Source organism: Bacteroides xylanisolvens (assembly GCF_018289135.1).
Lineage (GTDB): Bacteria > Bacteroidota > Bacteroidia > Bacteroidales > Bacteroidaceae > Bacteroides > Bacteroides xylanisolvens.
In genome coordinates, this window is record NZ_CP072216.1 from 479,666 (window position 1) to 502,141 (window position 22,476).

Below are 22,476 nucleotides of genomic sequence, written 5' to 3' on the forward strand. Positions count from 1 at the left end.
GATGCCATGGTTTGAACTTTCTGTTATTTTATCGTTTTTTATGTAAAAATATTTTAAGTGAAAACTGTTAAGGAAATCATTGGAAAAATAAGAAATATGAGTATGTTGTCGAAGATCGTATTTTCATTATGTAATATTTTTCAATATTTTTTTTTATTGCCAGGCAAAGTATGTGGTAGATTATTTAATTATGCTATCCATTGGCATTTCAAGGACATTAAAGGTCGTATATATCACGCGCGACAGCTTAAAGGGCTACAATATGTTAAAATAGATTATGGTACAATTCTTTCTCGTGGAATAGTGCTTACGGCATGGGATAAATATGCTGGATACGATTACACTCCTTCTATTCAGATTGGCAGTCATTGTAGAATTGGGGAGTATTGTCATATTACTGCTTGTCATAGTATTACAATAGGTAATAATGTGTTAACAGGTAGATATGTCTATATTTCTGATAATTCTCATGGTAAAAATATAGAGTCAGAATTAAATACTCCTCCATCGTTGCGACCACTTTATGCAAAAGGTCCTGTTGTGATCGGTAATAATGTTTGGATTGGTGAGAGTGCACGTATACTTTCAGGGGTGACTATTGGAGATGGGGCAATAATCGGAGCTAATGCTGTGGTAACTCATGATGTTCCAAGTGGAGCAGTAGTAGGGGGAGTACCAGCTAAAGTCATTAAAATGATGACATTGCTAGATTGAAAAGAATTTGCAATATAGGTAAAAATATTGCTAACTGTCAACAACGAAGTTGAAAAAATGATGATAAAATTAATATATGAATAGAAAAGCGCAAGTTATTGCATTTTATTTACCTCAATTTCATCCATTTTCAGAAAATGACGAATGGTGGGGAAATGGTTTTACAGAATGGACAAATGTTGGTAAAGCTAAGCCTTTATTTAAAGGACATCGGCAACCGCGAGTTCCTGCTGATTTGGGCTATTATGATTTGAGATTATCAGTTGTACGAGAACAGCAGGTAAAACTTGCAAAAGAAGCTGGAATATTTGGGTTTTGTTATTGGCATTATTGGTTTGGAAATGGAAAGAGACTTATGCAAGATGTATTTGATGAAGTTCTTGAATCTGGTAAACCTGATTTTCCTTTTTGTTTAGCATGGGCTAATCATTCTTGGTATTCTAAAACATTTGATAAAGATTCCACAGGAGATAAATTATTAATGGAACAAACATATCCGGGAGAGGAGGATATTGAAATGCATTTTTCTTATTTAAATCGTGCTTTTAGGGATAAAAGATATATAAAGATAGATGGAATGCCTCTTTTAGTTGTTTATGATCCAGTGTCTTTACCACTGAAGTATATTGATATGTTTCAACAATTGGCTCGTGAGGCTGGGTGGTTGGATGGCATTTATATAGTAGCTAATATAGTAGGTGGCATTAATAAAAAAGAGATGTTTATTGAAAAAGGATATAATGCTGTGACTTTTCAGCGTTTAGCTAGTGTCATATTTGATGCTCAAAATAAAAGAGGAAAAATATTATATTATATACGTCAGAAAATAAGATCTTTGTTTTATCATTATCCTCAATTTGCTGTTGATTATAAAAAGTGCATTCCGTATTTGATAAATAAAAATATAGATGGGAGTGAAGATGTGATTCCATGCATTGTACCTAATTGGGATCATACTCCACGAAGTGGAATGAAAGGCAGTATGTTTTTAAATGAATCCCCTGAATTTTTTAGATTGCATGTTGAAGATGCCCTTAAGACAGTTCAATATAAAAGAAATAAATTAATCTTTTTGAAATCCTGGAATGAATGGGGAGAAGGTAATTATATGGAACCTGATCTTACATTTGGGAAGGGATATATTAACGCCTTACATGAGGCATTGAATAGTACATTAGGGAAATGAAAAAAGTGGCTTTTGTTTCTGAAATGGCATTATTGGAACCAAATCTAAGTATTGTGAAGCGTTTAAATACAACTTATGATTTGTATTATGTCACTGATTGTCGACAGGATATTCCTAATAAATTTGGTATAAAGAATATTAGACGAGGAATCAATAGGGCTATAGATTATGAAGAAATGACAAAGTTCTCTTCATTTTTTAATCTTCAAAAAACCTACTTGATTTATTCTTTGACTAATAAAAATTTTTTTAACGCAATAAAGAAAGCTTATGATGTGGTAAGAGTTGTGAGAAAAATATCACCTAGTGTTATATTAACTGATACAACGGCTCCCTATACTGTATTGTTGTTTTTGTTTTACTATCATAAAATAGTATTATTAGTTCATGATCCTTTTCCTCATTCTGGATATAAAAAAAAGTGGCTTATATTGTTTCGTTATCTTGCTTTTAAACTGATTCGTAATAAAGTTATTTTTAATACGAAGCAATATGAAGCTTTTATTAGAAATTATAAACTATCTCCTCAAGATGTATTTTGTTCCAATTTGAGTACATTTGAATTTATGAAAGTTTATAGACCGTGTAATAAGAAAAAAGATGGAAAGTTCAAGATTTTATTTTGGGGGATAATTTCTCAATATAAAGGTATAGAATATCTTTGTTCCGCATTTGAAGAAATAGTAAAACAAGGCTATCAAGATATAGAGTTAACGATAGCTGGATCAGGCGAGTTATATTTCGATATAGATCCTTATCTTAAGTATAGCAATTTTAAGTTTATACACAAATTTCTTACTAATGAGGAAATTGCTGATTATGTATTTAATACAGATATAGTCGTTTGTCCGTATGTCGATGCTACACAAAGTGGAGTGATTATGACTGCTTTTGCATATTGCAAACCTGTAATTGCGACTAATGTAGGAGGACTTTCTGAAGTTGTTGATGAGTATTCTGGAATTCTAATAGAGCCGCGAAGCGTAAAACAGCTTGTTGATTCAATTTTGCTTCTGTATAAAAAACCGTATATAATAAAACAAATGGAGAGATATTTGCGGGAAGATTATGCGGAAACGGAAAAAGGTTGGGAACATGGAAGTGCAATTATTGCTTCTGCAATAGAAAAGCAGTATGAAGAACAACTTTAATTTGGACATAGGCAAATTAATTCTTTATTTGGCCATATTTACTCCTTTCATGCCTAAGTTAAAACTGGGGGAAATTAATTTATATTTAGTTGAAATATTTTTATTGGTATTTTTTCCTTTATTGTTTCCTTTTATTAGACTTAAATTTCAGAGAATAGTTTTGGCTATGTGGGGAATAGTGTTAGTCTCAACTATTTATTCTTTTATTTATGTTATTGAAATATCGTCATTACTGAAAGTTATTAAAGGAATAATTTATATTCCTCTTGGATATTTGGCTTATGTTGAATATAAATGTAACCCTAGAATTTTGTGTAAGATTCTTTACTCATATTTTTTATGCTCTTTTTTAAGTCTATGTTTATTTTTGTTTCAGCTGTCAGAATCGGTTTCTATTTGGAGTGGCAATGGTTTCAATTCAGGTTTGAGTAATAAATGTTTTGATTTGAAATCAATGTCTCTTGTTTCGTCAGGTTTATCAGCCCACGGTGTCTTTGGAGATTATTCATGTCTTATATTTACATTTGCTTTAGTATTGTTCTTCTCCAAAAAAATTAAATTATCAATGCTTCTTACTACACTGATGTTTACTGTTATAAATTTGATGTCTTCTGTTAGTAGAGAAGCTTTAGTTTGTTTCATGTGTGTAATATGTGGTCTAGTAATTAAGACAATAAGAAAAAAGAAATATTTTGTAGGGTATATTGTAATTCTAATTATTTTAATTAGTGTGGTGAGTATTTATGGTGAATATATTCCTTTAGTAAATAAAATATTATATACTCAAGAGGCTATAAGTACAACAGGAAATGAAGGAAATATTGAACTTAGAATTGGCGCTTGGAAATTATTTTTTTCTTCTTTGATAGATAATCCTTTCTTTATTTTGACTGGATATGGATACAATTATTCTTTTTATGAAGATATTGTACGGTCGATAGCATTAAAAGTAAAATATCCTTTTATATTATTGCCAGAGAATTATTTTGTACAATTTTTATGGTATGGAGGAGTGTTTGCTAGCATTTATTCAATTCTTTTTTGGAAAGAGATATTTAAACTTTGTACAAATGTTTTTAGACCATGGAGTTTAATTTCTACAACTTACTTTTTAGGACTTTTGATAGGTAGTTTAATTTCTGGGTCTGCAATAACTTCGGATTTATTGTATTGTCAAGTATTAATTGTTTTGGGAATTATGGCTAGTGAAAAACAGAATAATAAAAACAATCAAATGAATTTAGAGTAATGAATATATTATTGATAACAGTTAGAGCAGATTTTGGAGGAGGTCCGCGTCATGTTCATCAATTGATTGAAGAGTTACCTTCTGATTTCAATATTTATGTAGCTTTCCCTCAGGGTAAGCCATATGGCAATTTGTGGCAGGAGCATCCTAAAATAAAGAAATGTATAAATATTCCATATAGGAAGTTCAGTATTAAATACTTATTCTTATTAAGACGCTTTATTATTGAAAACAATATTAGTATACTTCATTCTCATGGAAATGGTGCAGGTTTATATTCCCGAATTTTGAAAATAATTGTGCCGCAGATTAAAGTTGTTCATACTTTTCATGGGATTACGAATAATTATTCTTCATATTTTATATCCTGTATACATAAAATAATAGGACGTAGTTTAAGATATCTTACAAATAAATTTATTTTAGTGTCAAATGGCGAGTTTAAACTTGGGAAATCGATGCGTTTTTTGTTTACAGATAAATCAGTTATAATATATAATGCTATTGCTGATGAGGGACTTAAATTTAATAGATATGATAATAAACTTGTAATAATTTCATTATCTCGCTTTGATTTTGCAAAAAATATGGATATGGCATATAGAATAGCAAAAGCATTAAGAAATAATCATGAAATAGAATTTGTGTGGGTGGGAGATGGAGAAGACTTTGTGCGATTAAAACAAAAAAGTGTAGAAGAGCATGTTAATATAAATTTTATTGGATTCACAGAATACCCCATGTCTTATCTTAAGAACGCTGATTTGTATCTATCCACTTCTCGTTTTGAAGGTTTACCATATGCCCTAATTGAAGCTGCATCAGTAGGGCTTCCAATAGTCGCTACAGATGTGGTTGGTAATAATGAAGTTGTACTTCACGATTATAATGGGCTTGTGTTTAAAACAGAACAAGAAGCTGTAGATGCAATAAAAAAATTATCGATAAATGCTGATTTGTTGAATCGATATTCGATAAATTCTCGTGAACTTTATCTTAAAACTTTTACGATGGAAAAGATGATATCTTCTATTGTAGATACGTATGTACAGGTTTTAAATCAGTAAGTTATTGTTTAAAATTGAAATAAGATGAAGATTGCCATCATTCAAGAATGGTTAGTAACCGTTGGCGGTTCAGATAAAGTAGTCAAAGCTATTGCGGATGTATTTCCAGACGCAGATATTTACACCTTAGTTGCTAAAAAACAAGTTTGTGACGAATTAGGGATTGACTGGAATAAAGTCCATACATCATTCATTCAGAAGTTACCTTTAGGGGTAAAGAAGCATAGGATGTATTTGCCTATATTTCCGTTTGCAATAGAACAGTTTGATTTACGGGGATATGATGTGATTATATCATCTTCTCATGCTGTAGCCAAAGGAGTTCTAACCAAAGCGGATCAATTGCATATTTGTTATTGTCATTCTCCTATTCGCTATGTATGGGATATGTATCATGAATACTTGGAAGAATCAGGGTTGACAAAAGGCTTGAAAGGATATCTGGCTAAATATATGCTTCACCGTATTCGTAAATGGGATTTGATATCCAGCTTCCGGGTTGACTATTTTATAAGTAATTCAGATTATGTGGGACGTCGAATTCAGGAGACATATAGGCGGGATGCTGTAACAATTCACCCTAATATTGATATTTCTAACTTTGATTTGTGCGTAGAGAAAGAAGATTTCTATTTAACTAGTAGTCGTTTGGTGGGATATAAGAAAATAGATCTTATTGTCGAAGCTTTCAGTCGTATGCCTAATAAAAAGCTGGTTGTGATTGGTGGAGGTCCTAATTTGGAAAAGATACGTAAGATTGCCGGGCATAATGTAACTGTTATGGGATATCAGTCATTTGCCGTACTAAAAGAAAAGATGCAGAAAGCTAAAGCCTTTGTTTTTGCAGCAGATGAGGATTTTGGTATGATTCCGATTGAAGCGCAATCATGTGGGACTCCTGTTATTGCTTATGGCAGGGGAGGTTCTTTGGAAACAGTAAAAGAAGGAGTAACAGGTCTTTTCTTTTATGAACAAACTGTAGAATCGGTTATTGATGCAGTAGAAAGATTTGAAAAACTAGAAACATCGTTTGATCCTAAAATAATACGTAACCATGCGGAGACTTTTTCGGAAGAACGTTTTAAGAAGGAAATAAAGGAGTTTGTAGAGTTAAAATATAATGAATTTAATCATCTATTGAAATGAGTTATTTTATATTTGGCGGTTCCGGTTTTATCGGTACGCACCTTATTGCTCTAATTGATAATTTATATCCGGGTACAAAAATATACAATCTGGATATTGTGGAGAATAACCATGAAGGTAAATCTACATATATCAATTGTGATGTTCGTTCTGAAATAAACATTGATATTCCCGTTACTTCCGAAGACGTCATCTTTAACTTTGCAGCCGTTCATCGTACCCCGGGGCATCCGGACCAGGCTTATTTTGAGACGAATATTCGTGGTGCAGAGAATGTATGCGCTTTTGCCGAGAAGTTCGGGATAAAGAAAATCGTTTTTACCAGTTCCATAGCTCCTTATGGTGCAGCAGAAGATTTGAAAACAGAAGAGACGCTTCCCACACCGAACACGCCTTATGGAATTTCTAAGTTAGTGGCTGAAAAAATACATACGATTTGGCAGGCAAAAAAGCCGAACGAACGACAACTTACTATTGTTCGTCCGGGTGTGGTATTCGGTAAAGGGGAAAATGGTAACTTTACCCGTTTGTATTGGGGTATCCGTGGCGGTAAGTTCTTCTATCCGGGCCGTAAAGATACGATTAAAGCTTGCATTTATGTGAAAGAATTGGTTCGCTTTATGCTTTACCGGTTGGAGAATCATAGTGAAGGAGTAGAGTTATATAACTGTACATTTGAATCGGCTTTTACTATCGAGCAAATAGTAGAAACGATGAAAAAGGCTACGGGACTACAACGTACCATTGTCAAGGTGCCGGGAAGTCTTCTAATGACAGTTGCAAGTATTGTCGGTCCGTTAGGGGGAAAAGCTTTAGGTATTTGTCCTGCTCGTGTGAAGAAGTTAATGATCTCTACTAATATATGCGGAAAGAAACTGGCTGATTCGGGGTATAAGTTTCATTATACATTTGAAGAAGCTATTAAGGATTGGTATAGAGATAATGATGGTCAGTGTTTGAGATGATTTTTCTTAAACAATTTGGGTATATATAATAAATGTTGAAAATGTTGAGATGTAATAAACACGTGAGTGTTTCGTATGTGAGATGAAGAAAAATGTAGGTCCCTAGCTTCATGCTGTTTACAGCATGATTCTCCTACATTGTGGATTAGAAATAGCGCGACGGCGCATTTCTAATCTACGCCCTGACATCGGAGGTTAAAGCCGATGTGAATTTCCCACTATATCAACTGTCTGTGAAGATCGTTGATATTTCCTAATTTTACGTATAGTGATGTATTTAGACACACAAATATAAAGAAAAAACATTGGGAGATTTGTATCGAAATATCCCAATGTTTGATTTCAATCATTGAGATGTTTTTTTCAAATCTTCCGATGTTTTTCCGACTCTCCAAAAGGACAAAAGGACAAAAAGGACATATATGACTGTTTTTATTCATCTTAGTATAAGAATCATGAGGTATATTGCTGATCTTTATTATGTTAAATGATTTTGTAGACGTGTTACCTTACGAATGTTGAAATCGTGTTTTGCGCCAACCTGAATCGTTTTGTCTGTCATGAAATGCTTGGTCAACTCTTGAACGAAATTACGTATATTGTCAGGATTATTTAGTGAAAGGACCGTGCTTGGAAAGAAGAGCGATATCTTGTTCGCGTTTGCTTTCGCCTTCAATAATACAATCATTCGACAATAAGGTAAGATTATTGTACGAATTTCGGGGAAATAAAGGAGCTCCTTTCTGGAATTCCTTTCCCAACTAATAGGCTTCGTCGTTGGCATTGGAATTTTTATAGTACCATAGGGGATTTTTGTCCTTATGTCCTTTTGTCCTTTTGAAAGGAGGGCACGTTGGTGGGGGAAAGAAGAGGTGCGTGAGATTTATAACTTGCTTGTATCCAGTAGATAAACTCTCGTTTCTTTTTTAGGGACGAAAATTTGTGTGCTCGAAAAAATGCAGGAAGCTCACGTAATATGCTTTTTTGCGAATAGTGTTAGTGACAGTTGATTTTAGCAGTGGATCGCTAATTGTTTCCCTATGTGGACAATATTTGATAAAGTAATAAAAACTGAAATATTATAAATTATTAATCATAGAATGACATGGCAAAAGAAAAACAGAAACCATACGAGTTTTTAAGCAATTTGGTATTGGCTTTAATGGGAACGGATCGTATTTTCAGTAACAGTTTCTTTTCCAGCGAATTTGCTATCTCTCCCAATACACTGAGTGAGATAAGACGGGGAGAGGATATGTACATTTATCAGTATGTACGGGTGATACGGTGTATGATGAAGTATCTTCATTTAATTGTTCGAATGGATATGTTGCTGAAGGAATTAAGAACCGTATTAGCTTCCAATTGTGATTTGGTGGTTGCTACGATTCCGCACCGTTTTCACGGAACTTACCAACCGAAAGAGTGGGTGGTAGTAATGCATTGGGATGGTATAAAATAAATGTTGAAATGAAGAAATATGTAGGTCCCTAGATTCATGATAAACTCATGAAATCCCTACATTTTGCAGGTTAGAAATCGTACAGCGGTATATTTTTAACTTGACCCTCGTATCGGTGTAAAAACTGATATGTATCTATATGTGAAATATACCAACTGTCTGTGAGGATCGTTGGTATATTGCGTTTTAAGGGAACGTTGTACCATAGGGGAGTGGAAAATAGAATAGATGGTTAAAGAATACAAAAAAAGAGCAAACTCATAATGTTCCTAAATCTTTCCGGAATCTGTATCGTTATTTGTAGCATAGAATAAAGTATAGTATTAACGCTAAAAGAATAACGATTATGAAGAAAATTCTATCTCTACTTGTACTGGCTCTGGTAGCCGTGCAGTTTTCATTCGCAAAAGATGTGATAACTAAAGACATGAATCAGTTGCCGCTTCCGGCACGTAATTTTATCAATAGTAATTTTACAAAACCACAGGTTGCCCATATCAAAATTGATAAGGATATGATGGAATCTACCAAGTATGAAGTGGTATTGATGGATGGTACGGAAATTGATTTTGACAGTAAGGGAAACTGGGAAGAGGTAAGTGCTAAGAAAGGGCAGACTGTTCCTGTTAGTATTGTTCCGGGATTCGCTGTCAACTACCTGAAAGCACATAATTTTGTGAATGAAGGAGTGACGAAAGTGGAACGTGACCGCAAAGGGTATGAGATTGAATTGTCTACCGGGCTTTCTTTCAAATTTGATAAGAAAGGAAAATTTATCAAGGCTGATGATTAACTAGTTGCAGTAAATAGACCTAAACAAGAAGATAACTATGTGGAGATTTAAGTTTAGCGCATGGGCAGTAGTGTTGCTTATGACTGCCCTTTCTTTCGGCGCATGTGATAATGACGATGATGATACTTTTGTTCCGCCCAGTAATATTACGGAGGCCTTGAAACAGGTATATCCGGCTGCTCAGAATATAGAATGGGAGATGAAAGGTGCTTATTATGTAGCTGACTGTTGGGTGAGCAATGATGAATTGGAAGTCTGGTTTGATACTAATGCCAACTGGGTGATGACAGAAAATGAACTGAACAGTATTGATCAGTTGGTGCCGGCTGTTTATACGGCTTTTATGGATTCTAAATATAACGCGTGGGTAGTGACAGATGTATATGTGTTAACATTTCCACAGAATCCGATGGAATCTGTGATTCAGGTGAAACAAGGTAGCCAACGCTACTCGCTTTATTTCACGCAGGATGGCGGATTGATACATGAGAAAGATATCAGTAATGGAGACGATACGAATTGGCCGCCAACTGAATAACTTTTAATTATAAAAAAACAACGGGCTATTTCTATAAAAAAGAATAGCCCGTTGTTTTTTTATAATTACATTTGTTTGTAATCCTTGGCCAATCCTCCTTCACTTGTTTCTTTATAGAGTGACGGTAGGTCATGTCCGGTCTGTTTCATCACTTGCACTACTTTGTCGAAAGAGACACGGTGCATGCCATCGGTGAAAGCTGAATAAAGATTAGCATCCAGCGCACGTGCGGCGGCGTATGCATTTCGTTCGATGCAGGGAATTTGTACCAATCCGCATACCGGGTCGCAAGTCATTCCCAAATGGTGTTCCAGGCCCATTTCTGCTGCATACTCAATTTGTGCAGGACTGCCCCCGAACAATTGATTGGCGGCAGCCGAAGCCATTGCGCAGGCAACACCTACTTCTCCCTGACAACCTACTTCTGCTCCGGAAATGGATGCGTTGAATTTGACGATGTTGCCAAACAAACCGGCAGTGGCTAACGCACGTAAAATGCGCATATCGCTAAAGTCACGGCTTTTTTGAAGATGATAAAGTACGGCGGGCATGACTCCGCAGGAGCCACAGGTAGGAGCGGTTACTATTTTGCCACCGGAAGCATTTTCTTCACTTACGGCTAAAGCATAAGAGAAGACGAGCCCTCTGGATTGCAGGGATTGTTTGTATCCGGTAGCACGTATGTAATAAGTGGAAGCTTTCCGCCGGAGATTTAGTGGTCCGGGTAGTACGCCCTCTGCTTCGAGTCCACGGTGAATGGCATCTTTCATGGTAGCCCATACTTCAGCCAGGTAGTCCCATATATCTTCTTCCTCACATTCCTTTACGTATTCCCAATAACTTTTTCCGGTATCTTCACACCATTGGAGTATTTCAGTCATGTTTTCCATACCATATACATCGGGGCTTTCGATGGTTGGATTGTCATTGTTTTCTGCCAGTGCACCACCACCGATGCTATAAACAGTCCAATTCTCCTGCACTTTATCGTTGTTATCCAGAGCTGCAAATGTCATTCCGTTCGGATGGAACGGTAGAAAGACTTTGGGCTGCCACACAATTTCTACCGGGGCAGTGGGTTGCAAAGTGTCTATAATGGCTACATCCGTCATGTGTCCTTTGCCTGTAGCAGCTAAACTGCCGTAAAGGGTTACTTTAAAAGATGCAGCATCCGGATGACGTTCCAGAAACATTTCGGCAGCTTTGCGCGGTCCCATAGTGTGGCTACTGGAAGGTCCTGTGCCTATTCTATATAGCTCTTTTATCGATTTCATGACTGATGATGTGTTTTTGTTAATACCATTTCTTTTTTCTGAAGTACAAATATACAATAATACCGATAATTGCCATTACAATCCAGGCAAATAAATACCCGTATTGCCATTCGAGCTCGGGCATCCATTTGTAATTCATTCCCCATACTCCGACCAGAAATGTCAAAGGGATAAAGATGGTGGATACGATGGTTAATCTCTTCATGATGTCGTTCATACGTAAATCATTGTTGGAGATGTACAGATCGACTAATGAGGAAAGAGTTTCCCGGCAGATCTCAATGGTCTGTAATACAAATTGCAAGTGGTCGTTTACATCATTGAAAAAGGCACGGTTCACTTTGTGAATGAGCAGGTTTTCTGCCCGTAGTAACTTGATATATTGTTCTTTTAGTGGAAGGATGGATTTTTTCATCAGCATATATTGGCGTCGTAATGCCTGAATCTGAATACCGATGTCATCACCGCTGGTGATGGTGAGCAGTTCTTCTTCCAAATCTTCGAGTGCGTCATCAATGGAAGAGATTGTTGAAATATAGTTTCCCATGATGCTGTTGAGCAGCACGCTAAGTAGATAATCAGTCTGGCGGCTGCGTATCTTCAGGACATCATTGCGCAGAGCGGAACTGACATCATCGAAGAAGTCGGTTTCTTTTTCGAGGAAAGTAAGTACGTAGTTATTACCTAGAATAAGACAGACTTGTTGTTGGAGCAACTCGTCCAGTTCGTCTTCTTCTTTATGTTCGTTGGGGTAGAATATTTTTAAGATCAGGACGATGTATTTGTCATGCTCTTCTATCTTGGTAGGATGATCCGCATTCAGTATATCTTGCAGGACTAGGAAGTCTATTTCAAAATGACTGCAAATTTCACGGATAGTCTCCGTATCTTTCATTCCGTGTATTTGTAGCCAATTGATCCGATCGCTGTTCAGTGTTCCCTTGATGGCTTGAAAGGTGTCGTTGGCGCTTTCCTGCATCTCGGTAGCATTGTAAGTACAAAGATGTAAGTGGGTAGGAGTAAGACTGTCTCCTGTGTAAATAAGCTTTTCGCTTAACAGATTATTCTTCATGCTTTATTCTCGTTTTAGAAAACCACTGTAACAAAGGTAGTGGTTTTCTAAATGAGAACAAGTTCTTTGGACGTTTTGTTTACAGGTTAGTCAAAATCGACTACTGTGATTCCGGCACCGCCAAACTGCACATGTTCGTCAGCATAGTGGCTCACTCCCGGTACGGTGGCCAGATACTGGCGGATTAATGTACGAAGTATTCCCGTTCCTGTGCCGTGAAGGATGCGTACACGGTCCATGCCGACTAATATGGCGTCATCGATAAAATAGGTGACTGCTTGCAGAGCTTCGTCTCCGCGCATTCCACGCACATCGATGTCTTGTTTGAAGCTAAGCTTCTTTTCGTACATTTGGTCATGCGTCTGGCTACTGACAAAGGTGCTTTTGGCGATTCCTTCCGTCTTGGGTGCGTTATTGGTACGTTCCAAACGGTCTATTTTTACGGTCGTTTTTATGCTTCCAAAAGCAACGGTTGCATTTTTACCATTGATTTCCATCACTTGGCCGACACTTGTCTGTCCTTTGATTTTTACATTTTCACCTACTGCAATCGGTACTACTTTAGGAGCACTTGACGGGGAAGAGACTGCGGCTTTCGGTTCGTTTTTCTTATTTTTCTTCCGTTCTTGTTTCTCCTTTAATTTCTTCATTTTCTGTGCAATCTTCTCTTCATGCTCTTTAGAAGCCAGCGCATCTAAAGAAGTACGGAAGTCTGTCAGTTCCTGACGTGCCTGGCGTGTCTTTTCCTTTTCAGCTTGTGCTTCCTTGATTGTGCGTATTGTGTTTTCAATGCGTGCATTGGATTCCTGAAGCATCCGTTCCGCTTCTTCTTTTGCTTGCCGGATGATCTCTTTCCGTGATTTCTGCAACTCTTCCATTTCCGTTTGGTAGCGGGCAATGGTTTCTTCCATGTGTTTTTCCCGTTGACGGATAGTTTGACGTTTTCCTTCCCAGTAACGCTTGTCGCGCACGATGTCCTGAAGGTATTTGTCGGCATTGATATATTCACTTCCTACGATTTCCGAAGCATCTGCAATGACATCTTCCGGCAATCCGATTTTTCGTGCGATTTCTACGGCAAACGAACTTCCGGGATTTCCGATTTGTAGCTGGAAAAGTGCTTGCATGAGATGGCGGTCGTAAAGCATGGCTCCGTTCACTACTCCTTCATGATCTTCGGCAAAATGTTTCAGATTCTGGTAGTGGGTGGTGATGACTCCGAATGTTCCTTTCTGGTTGAAACGTTTCAGAACGGCTTCGGCAATAGCACCTCCAATTTGCGGTTCCGTACCTCCACCGAATTCGTCAATCAGGATGAGGCTCCGCTCGTTGCAACTCTTCATCATGATTTTCATATTGGTCAGGTGAGAAGAGTAGGTACTCAAATCGTCTTCAATAGATTGTTCATCACCAATATCGATAAAGATGCTGCTGAATATACCGGCGTGACTGCGTTCGTGCAAGGGAATGAGCATACCGCATTGCAACATATATTGCAGTAAACCGACTGTTTTGAGGCAGACGGACTTACCTCCGGCATTCGGACCGGATATAATAAGAATGCGTTGTTTTTGATTCAGTTCTATATCCAGTGGTACGACTTTCTTTCCGTGTTTGGCAAGTGAAAGTTGTAATAAAGGATGCACAGCCATTGTCCAGTCCAGTAGTTGCTCATTCTCTACAGCGGGTTTCAGACTATTGGTCTGTATGGCGAAATAGCTTTTCGCGCGGATAAAATCTATTTCTGCCAGAAATTCGTATGATTGAAGGATTTCCGGGATAGACGGACGGAGAATGTTTGAAAACTCGGTAAGGATGCGAATAATTTCGCGTCGTTCGTCGCCTTCGAGTTCGCGAATACGGTTGTTGGCTTCTACGACTTCCGCCGGTTCTATAAACACTGTTTTCCCGCTAGCGGATTCATCGTGTACAATACCTTTGATTTTTCGTTTGAGTCCGGGTGCGACGGGGATCACCAAACGTCCGTCACGCATGGTGGGAGCTACGTCTTTATCTACGTATCCTTCGGATTGTGCGCTGCGCAGAATGCTGTTTAACGAGCGGGAAATATTTCCCATCGTACTGGCAAGTTCGCGACGTATACGGGCTAATTCGGTGGAAGCATTATCCTTGATTTTTCCATATTTGTTAAGGATGCCGTCTATTTTTCCTATCAGTTGAGGGAAAACGGCTATATCTCCTGCCAGTCGTTTCAGACTGGGGTAGGGGGTGTCGTTCTCTTCTTCATCTTCATTCCGATGGAGAAAACGTACAATGTCGCGGATGGTTTCTAACGAACGGCGCAGGTCGAATAGTTCTTGCTCGTCCAGATACATTCCTTCTATCCGCACTCGCTTTAGTGAAGGGCGGACATCAAAGAAAAATTGATCGGGAAATCCGTCTTTTTCCTGGATGATACGGACAAACTCTGTTACCTGGTTTAATTTCTCCTCTACTTCTTCATGTTGCTCGGAAAAGGTCATGTCTGTAACTCTTTCTTCGCCTAAAGTGCTAAGACACTTATCTTTTAGTAACTGTCTGATCTGGTCGAATCCTATCTTTTGCTCAAAATTTTGAGGGTATATCATATCTTTGTTCTTACTAATGGACTGCAAAAATACGATTAATTCGCGAAAAAATTATCAGAATGTTTGCAGATTTAAAAATGATTCGTACCTTTGCACCGCTTTCAACGGAAAGCACTTCTGATAAAGGAGTTTTGGAGAGGTGGCAGAGTGGTCGATTGCGGCGGTCTTGAAAACCGTTGTACTGCGAGGTACCCGGGGTTCGAATCCCTGTCTCTCCGCTGAACTATCCGGACAAAACCGGGCAATGAACAGTCAAGTCCCACAAATTCAATGATTTGTGGGACTTTTTTTATCCCATTATGTCTGCTCTACCGGACATCATTTAGACGGCTCAGTCTGAATACTGGATCAGCCTGAATATTTGGAGCCATTCACCGAAAATGTAAAAATAGAGGCAGATATGCAATACCTCTAGAAAAGAACACTAGAATACATAGTATCCAATATAGAGAACGGCTATTTTAAACCACTAGTGTCTATTTAGGACATATTCGAATTTATAGAAACATCTATCGATGGTATTCAACGGGATATAGTACTGCATCAATGCTATCAGCTTGAAGTATATACTACTTTTATACCTAAAAAGCTTGATCCGCAAAAAGTTGATGAACGTGTTATACAAAAATGTGATTTACCTGCTTGGAGGAGATTATGATAAAGTAAAAGATAGCCATTTAGGGTAACCCTTTCCGTAATTTATTGAGTAATTTTGCACTTAAATAATGAGACGTGTATGAACATTAATACTGAAACAAAATATTGCCAAACGTGTGGAATACCCTTAGATATAGATTATGCCAGTTTAGAGGAAGGTCAGAATGAGGAATATTGCGACTACTGCCTAAAAAATGGAGTTAAGTCGTATGACTTCTCAATGGATTACCTCATCTACCTTTGGGGGCTTTTCCCCGAAGAATATTATAGAGAGGTCGGAATAAGCTATTCTTCATCGGAATTAAGGGAAATTATGTCCAAACGATTGCCGGAAATCAAAAGATGGAAGCAAAAAATCAACACTGCCCATGTGCAGTACGAATTAATTATAAAAGTTCAGGAATACATTAACTGCCACTTGTTTGACGACCTCGATTCAGACAGGCTATCCCAAGTTGCAGGTATTTCTAAATTTCATTTTCGTAGACTTTTTAAAGCAATCTGTGGTGATAGTCTTGGAAATTACATCTTCCGGCTAAGATTGGAGTACATTGCATTTAAGTTAATATCGACAGATACAAGTGTTCCTGAACTTCTTAGTCAAATCAATTATCAGAATAAACATACGCTTTCAAGAGCATTTAAAAGTTATTTTAATTGTTCTATACCAGAATTTCGCAAGAAACATTCCAATGCTCGCCCCGAAGGAAAGAATCCAATACAGGTTGAGTTGAGCATAAAGAAAGTGCACAACATGCGCATTGCCTATTTGAAGTTGGAAAGGACAAATAACATCAGTCATAGTTTTTCTCTCTTATGGAAACAGTTGTTACAATTCTCCGAAAACTATGAACTGCCATCAAAAGGATGCCAATATGTAAGCCTGACTCTTGATTATCCTTTGATTACGCCTGAGGAGCACAGCCGTTTTATGGTTGGAGTAACCTTGCCTCAATCATTTGAGACCCCTAAAGGCTTTGGCATGTATGAAATTTCTTCGGGCGAATATGCCATCTTTCGTTTCAAAGGATTATACCACGAGCTAAATAGGGTGTATCGCCATATCTACCTTGACTGGTTGCCCACAAGTGATTATACGTTGCGAGAGCCTTTCACTTTTGAAACGTATATCAATACACCTGAGAAAACTCCGGCTTCGGAGTTGATAACAGCTATTTATATCCCTGTAACAAGAAAAGAAACATGAAATACCTGAATCAAGAGATAGAAAACGAATTAAGAAATCAAGGAGCAGAACTGATACGCTTTGTTGATATATCACACTTGAGTGAAACACAAAACAGGCAATTCCCTCATGCCATTGTATTTGCACTTCCGCTGACAGCCGGATATATAAAAGAAGTATGTGATACCCCCGATTACGTACAGGCCCGGATAGATGACAATTATAATTTCGATGACGACGAATACTCCATTACCGAAAACAGGACTCATAAATTGGCAGATAACATGGCAGCGTATATAGCAGAAAAAGGATACAACGCTTTTTCGCAATCGGATGAAAACCTTATTGCCGAGGGAAAATTTGATGCAGCACATAAAGAGTCTCTTTTGCCGAATAAAACGATAGCCTTGCTCGCCGGATTAGGGTGGATTGGAAAAAACAATCTGTTAATCACTCCTGAATATGGTGCGGCACAGTGTCTCGGTACAGTTTTAACCGATGCCCCGTTGGAAACGTTTTTGTGTGAGACTCTCCATCCGCATTGCGGAAAGTGCACTGCTTGTGTCAATATCTGCGAGAGAAAAGTTCTTAAAGGTAAGGTTTGGAGCACCTCTGTTTCAAGAGATGAAATCGTCGATGTATATGGATGCAGCACCTGCTTAAAGTGTTTAGTTCATTGCCCGTATACTCGTCGGTATTGTAAACAATCAACAAAATGAGGAGAAATAACAACATAAAATATACCTATAAACAAATTGGGGGTATCACATTTCCCATTCTTATCAGCCTGCTGATGGAGATGATGATAGGCGTTACGGACACAGCCTTTCTGGGTCGTGTCGGAGAGATCGAGTTGGGAGCATCTGCCATCTCGGGGGTGTTCTACTTGATTATATTTATGGTTGCTTTCGGTTTCAGTGTCGGAGCTCAGATTCTTGCGATTTCCTCTTTTGTTTTTAAGTTATTAATTTCACATTTCGGCAATAAATTGTTCCAAAATGATATTTCTTTTTGAGATTTTTCTAACATATTTACCCATTGTGTATAGATAGGATTTATCAAGCAAGCCTCACCATATCTTGCTCTAAACAAAGTCCAATGATAAGTCGGTGCCAAGAGGGTATCCTTTTCGGACCCCCTCATCTTATGTCTAAGTTTAAATATTAGTAATTAAAGACTTGCAAAATTGAAACATAATCTATAACTCGGCAGATAAAAGAAGAACCGAAAAAAGACACCGAATGTTAGTGATGTTATGAGGTAAGAGTTAGGGAAAATTTGCAGACAGGAAATTTCTCTGTATCTTTGCCGACATGGCGCAAAAAGGTGAGTTACATATAAGAAATAAGCACAATGGTCAATACGATTTTCTGTTGTTGATAGAAAATTATCCTCCACTTAAGAGATTCGTATCACTTAATCCTCTGGGTGTACAAACTATAAACTTTTTTAATCCGCAAGCAGTAAAAGCTTTAAATAAAGCATTATTAATCAGTTATTATGGCATTCGGTACTGGGATATACCGAAACAATACTTGTGTCCACCCATTCCTGGAAGAGCGGATTATATTCATTATATTGCCGATCTTATTCAGCCGGATAGGGTAGCGAACGATTTGCAGACAGAGGAGGAAGATGCGAACGAACAGAAAACGAAATGCAGATGTCTGGATGTTGGGGTAGGTGCAAATTGTATTTATCCGATTATAGGGCACACAGAATATGGATGGACATTTGTGGGCAGTGATATTGATCCGGTCTCGATTGAGAATGCACGGAAGATAGTGACTTGCAACCCGGTATTGGCACATAAGATTGACTTGCGACTTCAGAAAGACAGTCGGAAAATTTTTGATGGAATTATCATGCCTGGCGAGTATTTTGATGTTACGATCTGTAACCCTCCGTTTCATAGCTCGAAGGAAGAAGCGGAAGACGGAACCTTGCGCAAATTGAGTAGCCTGAAGGGGACGAAGGTGAAAAAAGTACAATTAAATTTTGGCGGGAGTGCAAATGAACTTTGGTGTGAGGGTGGAGAAATCCGTTTTATACTGAATATGATCTCCGAGAGTCAGAAATATCAGAAGAACTGTGGATGGTTTACCAGCTTGGTTTCAAAAGAAAAGAATCTTGAAAAGCTATGTGCTAAATTGAAGTCTGTGAATGCATCGGAGTATAAGATTATCAGAATGCAGCAGGGAACTAAAAGCAGCAGAATATTAGCTTGGCGATTTTCTAATAACTCATAATAATGAGTGCTTATTGATCTGTTATTTTTAAACCTATTAAATAAAATATTATGGAAACAAATTACATCACTTTGACGAAGGAGAATATTGCGGACGAACATATATGCTGTGCCTTTTCGGATAAGAAATGCAAAGATAGTTATGAGTTAAAAAAAGCATGGCTGAAAAAAGAGTTTGATAATGGTTATGTTTTCAGACGTATTGACGAACGGGCGAAAGTGTTCATCGAATATGGTCCTGCTGAAAAGGCGTGGGTTCCTGTCAGTGCTCCTAATTATCTGATGATAAATTGTTTCTGGGTGTCGGGTAAATATAAAGGATGCGGGCATGGTAAGGCTTTGCTGCAGTCTGCTATTGATGATGCGAAATTGCAGGGAAAAGATGGTTTAGTTACCGTAGTGGGCACTTCTAAATTTCATTTTATGAGTGATACAAAATGGCTGCTGCGACAAGGTTTCCAAACTATAGAAAAACTTCCTTACGGATTCAGTTTGTTGGCTTTGAAAATAAATCCGGCTGCTCCCGATCCTTCATTCAACGACAGTGTCTTGACAGGTGAGTGTCCTGACCGGGATGGAATAGTAGTGTATTATACTCATCGTTGTCCGTTTACTGAATTCCATGTTCGCGGTTCTTTGGTCAATGCAGCCAAGAGTAAGGATCTCCCATTAAAAATAATAGAATTAGAAACCATGGAACAGGCACAAAATGCGCCTACTCCAGCCACTATCTTTACTCTTTTTTATAATGGTAAGTTTGTTACGACCGATTTGAGCGTGTGTATTGAAGCCCGGTTGGGAAAGGCTTTAGGCTTGTGATTCTGTGAGATGAAGATTTATCAGAAACTAGGATTGGGATAAGAAGATAGCTAATGTTTCTTATTTTAATTTTGCAAAATTAAGATGTACCTTGCACTTTTTATGGAAAATACATATCTTTGGATGTTGAATGATTAAAACACGGTAAGAACTTATGCGTTTTTTTGTATGTATTTTGGTGCTTTTATTTGTACATAATCAATTTTCGAGGGCTGATAAAACTTTAACAGATGATTCTCTGTATACGGAGAAATATATCAGGGATATTTATATTCCCGAACCTAGGCGTGCTCTGCAATTACTGGACGAAGCGGAGAACAGGAAAACGATTCCTTTGCGGGTTGTAAATGAATTGCGTAGTTTATCATATAGTAATATGTATATGAATAAACTAGCATTTATGTATGCAAGGAAAGCTTATTTGCTTGATTCCCTATATCAAAAAGATCCGAAACACATGCTGAAAATGACAGTACATTTGGCTGAATTTTCGGCAATGATGAGCAAATATAATGAAAGTATGCGTTATGCATTAGATGGAATCAGGCAGGCGCAAGAGTTAGGGAACAGGGAAGCCAAAGCCAGGTTATTTTTCTGTATGGGAGAGAATAATTGGAGATTATCTTTTAAAGATAAAGCATACGATTATTTTAACCGGACTATTGAGCTTTTGCGGGGCTCAAAGGAGAAGCGGGAAATGATGTTGCTCTCTTATTACTATGGAGCAGAAATGAGCTTTTTAATGAATGATTCTCGAATTGAAGAGGCATTGAAAGTGGGTTTTGAGCGTGAAAAGCAAATTGAACGGCTTAAGGCAGTACCTCAAATCTCTGAAGATTATATAGACGGTCAATATAGTTATTTATATGCCAAATTAGCCTACATCTATTGCATGGAGAAGAAATATGAGAAGGCGGAGCAATATTATCAGAAATACTTATCAAAGAAAGAATCTCATACTCCCGACGGAAAAATGTACTCGGTTCCTTATTTAGTGCTTTCCGGACAATATGAAAAGGTTATTGATAATTGCAGGGGGTTCAAGGAATTGATGAGAACCCAGCAGGATACTTTGAATGAACAGTATCTGACTGTCCTTCGACAGGAAGTGAAGGCATATTTGGGTATGCATAAATACAAAGAAGCTGCCGAGATACGTGAAACGATTTTAACTATAACAGATAGTATCAATACCCGGGATAGAAACAATGCTGCATTGGAATTGAATGCAATGTACGGCGTCTCTGAAAAAGAAGAATATATTGCCGAACAGGCTTTTCAATTAAAAATAAGGAATATTACCCTCTGTTTTCTTGCATGTATTGTTGTACTGACTCTGTTTGTCGTTTGGCGTTTGTGGCATTTCAATCATATAGTCGAGTATAAGAACAGGATGCTTGCCAGGCTTATAAACGAGAAATTTGCTAATAGAAAAGATGGGAACCAGTTATCGGAAGTATACGAACAACTGGCTGTTGTGTCGGAGGTTGAACCGGAACGTATTTCACCCGAAGAACTGGAAGAACTTGCTAACGATACAGATAAAGAAAGTGGGGAAGAAGAAGAGAATAAGAAGATATTTCAGGAACTGAATGATATCGTTATTCAGAAACAGTTATATCTTTCTTCAGAATTGTCGAGAGAAGATCTGGCACAAATCGTACATCTGAATAACGCACGTTTTGCGAGGATGATAAGAGAATGTACCGGGACCAATTTCAATGGATATATCAATGAATTGCGCATTAATTATGCCATTGAACTGATGAAAAAGCATCCTAACTATACGATACGTGCCATTGCAGATGAGGCCGGATTTAATAGCACCCCGATTTTATACAATCTTTTTAAGAAAAAGACGGGAATGACTCCTTACGAATTTAAAAAAGCACAGGATTCGTTACAGAATTGAGTGGATTCTGCTAAACAATTTTCGCATTTTCCGGTTTATCTATTTATAATTAACTATTAATAGAGATGATACAGGTAAGGATAAAGCGGGTTTACGAAGATTTTTCAGAAACAGATGGCTACCGGGTACTGGTAGATAAATTATGGCCACGTGGAATGAAGAAAGAATGGCTTAAGTACGATTATTGGGCAAAAGACATCACACCGTCTTCCACATTGCGTAGATGGTTTCACGAAGATATTCCCGGACACTGGGAAGACTTTGTCATACAGTATCAGAAAGAACTAGATGCTTCTCCCTCAATGGCTGATTTTCTGACTCTTATCAAGCCGCATCCGGTGATAACATTGCTTTACGCTTCCAAAGAACCGGTGTATAATCATGCCCGTATCCTCCGCGATTATCTGGAAATGCGTTTGAAAGAGTGAAATTAAAGTAATTTTTATCTG

Annotated in this window: 19 protein-coding genes, 1 tRNA gene and 1 pseudogene; 18 read left to right on the forward strand and 3 right to left on the reverse strand. The window is 37.6% G+C overall.

Annotated features, from left to right (window positions below; genetic code table 11):
- The first annotated feature begins 57 nt into the window (after positions 1-57).
- The 10 genes from INE92_RS02160 to INE92_RS02205 all read left to right on the forward strand — a co-directional run bounded on the left by INE92_RS02160 (position 58) and on the right by INE92_RS02205 (position 10,271).
- Positions 58-714, forward strand: a complete 657-nt coding sequence (locus INE92_RS02160) for an acyltransferase (RefSeq protein WP_270828079.1) — start codon at positions 58-60, stop codon at positions 712-714.
- Between the two features lie 76 nt (positions 715-790).
- Positions 791-1,900: a glycosyltransferase WbsX family protein gene (locus INE92_RS02165; RefSeq protein WP_008021498.1), complete on the forward strand. Its 1,110-nt coding sequence runs from the start codon at positions 791-793 to the stop codon at positions 1,898-1,900.
- Positions 1,897-3,051: a glycosyltransferase family 4 protein gene (locus INE92_RS02170; RefSeq protein ID WP_008021500.1), complete on the forward strand. Its 1,155-nt coding sequence runs from the start codon at positions 1,897-1,899 to the stop codon at positions 3,049-3,051. Before INE92_RS02165 ends, INE92_RS02170 begins: the two co-directional genes overlap by 4 nt.
- Complete coding sequence (locus INE92_RS02175) at positions 3,035-4,300, forward strand: O-antigen ligase family protein (protein ID WP_008021503.1); 1,266 nt, start codon at positions 3,035-3,037, stop codon at positions 4,298-4,300. The genes INE92_RS02170 and INE92_RS02175 overlap by 17 nt, the downstream gene beginning before the upstream one ends.
- Entirely contained in the window at positions 4,300-5,367 is a 1,068-nt protein-coding gene (locus INE92_RS02180; RefSeq protein ID WP_008643085.1) for a glycosyltransferase family 4 protein, read from the forward strand. The genes INE92_RS02175 and INE92_RS02180 overlap by 1 nt, the downstream gene beginning before the upstream one ends.
- 24 nt (positions 5,368-5,391) lie before the next feature.
- Entirely contained in the window at positions 5,392-6,513 is a 1,122-nt protein-coding gene (locus tag INE92_RS02185) for a glycosyltransferase family 4 protein (RefSeq protein WP_151927931.1), read from the forward strand.
- The gene (locus INE92_RS02190; protein ID WP_151927930.1) at positions 6,510-7,478 is read left to right on the forward strand and encodes an NAD-dependent epimerase/dehydratase family protein; all 969 of its coding nucleotides are present in this window, start codon (positions 6,510-6,512) and stop codon (positions 7,476-7,478) included. Before INE92_RS02185 ends, INE92_RS02190 begins: the two co-directional genes overlap by 4 nt.
- A gap of 1,105 nt (positions 7,479-8,583) precedes the next feature.
- Positions 8,584-8,940 carry a hypothetical protein gene (locus INE92_RS02195; protein WP_015532616.1) on the forward strand — a complete coding sequence of 119 codons (357 nt, stop codon included), beginning with the start codon at positions 8,584-8,586 and terminating at the stop codon, positions 8,938-8,940.
- 346 nt (positions 8,941-9,286) lie between these two features.
- Positions 9,287-9,733, forward strand: coding sequence for a PepSY-like domain-containing protein (locus INE92_RS02200; protein ID WP_008021510.1), 447 nt, complete (start codon positions 9,287-9,289; stop codon positions 9,731-9,733).
- A gap of 37 nt (positions 9,734-9,770) precedes the next feature.
- Positions 9,771-10,271, forward strand: a complete 501-nt coding sequence (locus INE92_RS02205) for a PepSY-like domain-containing protein (protein ID WP_151921440.1) — start codon at positions 9,771-9,773, stop codon at positions 10,269-10,271.
- Positions 10,272-10,336: 65 nt separating this feature from the next.
- On the opposite strand, the gene INE92_RS02210 is transcribed toward INE92_RS02205, so the two are convergent.
- From INE92_RS02210 to INE92_RS02220, 3 genes are all read right to left on the reverse strand, one after another.
- Entirely contained in the window at positions 10,337-11,545 is a 1,209-nt protein-coding gene (locus INE92_RS02210; RefSeq protein WP_008775057.1) for an L-serine ammonia-lyase, read from the reverse strand.
- A 19-nt stretch (positions 11,546-11,564) separates the two neighbouring features.
- Entirely contained in the window at positions 11,565-12,617 is a 1,053-nt protein-coding gene (gene corA / locus INE92_RS02215) for a magnesium/cobalt transporter CorA (protein WP_004315191.1), read from the reverse strand.
- An 86-nt stretch (positions 12,618-12,703) separates the two neighbouring features.
- Positions 12,704-15,205 carry an endonuclease MutS2 gene (locus tag INE92_RS02220; RefSeq protein ID WP_004315190.1) on the reverse strand — a complete coding sequence of 834 codons (2,502 nt, stop codon included), beginning with the start codon at positions 15,203-15,205 and terminating at the stop codon, positions 12,704-12,706.
- A 133-nt stretch (positions 15,206-15,338) separates the two neighbouring features.
- On the opposite strand from INE92_RS02220, the gene INE92_RS02225 reads away from it, so the two are divergent.
- The 8 genes and pseudogenes from INE92_RS02225 (at position 15,339) to INE92_RS02260 (ending at position 22,455) form a co-directional block, all read left to right on the forward strand.
- Positions 15,339-15,423, forward strand: a tRNA-Ser gene (locus INE92_RS02225).
- A gap of 518 nt (positions 15,424-15,941) precedes the next feature.
- A complete protein-coding gene (locus tag INE92_RS02230; RefSeq protein ID WP_004315189.1) occupies positions 15,942-17,069 on the forward strand; it encodes a GyrI-like domain-containing protein in 1,128 nt (375 codons plus the stop codon).
- Positions 17,066-17,767, forward strand: coding sequence for an epoxyqueuosine reductase (locus INE92_RS02235; protein ID WP_008643110.1), 702 nt, complete (start codon positions 17,066-17,068; stop codon positions 17,765-17,767). The genes INE92_RS02230 and INE92_RS02235 overlap by 4 nt, the downstream gene beginning before the upstream one ends.
- Positions 17,764-17,985 (forward strand): annotated as a pseudogene (locus INE92_RS02240) (MATE family efflux transporter); the annotation flags it as partial. The gene INE92_RS02235 and the pseudogene INE92_RS02240, both read left to right, overlap by 4 nt.
- 376 nt (positions 17,986-18,361) lie before the next feature.
- Positions 18,362-19,297 carry a 23S rRNA (adenine(1618)-N(6))-methyltransferase RlmF gene (rlmF, locus tag INE92_RS02245; protein WP_008643115.1) on the forward strand — a complete coding sequence of 312 codons (936 nt, stop codon included), beginning with the start codon at positions 18,362-18,364 and terminating at the stop codon, positions 19,295-19,297.
- 50 nt (positions 19,298-19,347) lie between these two features.
- Positions 19,348-20,115: an N-acetyltransferase gene (locus INE92_RS02250; protein ID WP_008643116.1), complete on the forward strand. Its 768-nt coding sequence runs from the start codon at positions 19,348-19,350 to the stop codon at positions 20,113-20,115.
- A gap of 154 nt (positions 20,116-20,269) precedes the next feature.
- A complete protein-coding gene (locus INE92_RS02255; RefSeq protein ID WP_195435571.1) occupies positions 20,270-22,027 on the forward strand; it encodes a helix-turn-helix domain-containing protein in 1,758 nt (585 codons plus the stop codon).
- 65 nt (positions 22,028-22,092) lie between these two features.
- Positions 22,093-22,455: a DUF488 domain-containing protein gene (locus INE92_RS02260; RefSeq protein ID WP_151926930.1), complete on the forward strand. Its 363-nt coding sequence runs from the start codon at positions 22,093-22,095 to the stop codon at positions 22,453-22,455.
- The last annotated feature ends 21 nt before the right edge of the window (positions 22,456-22,476 follow it).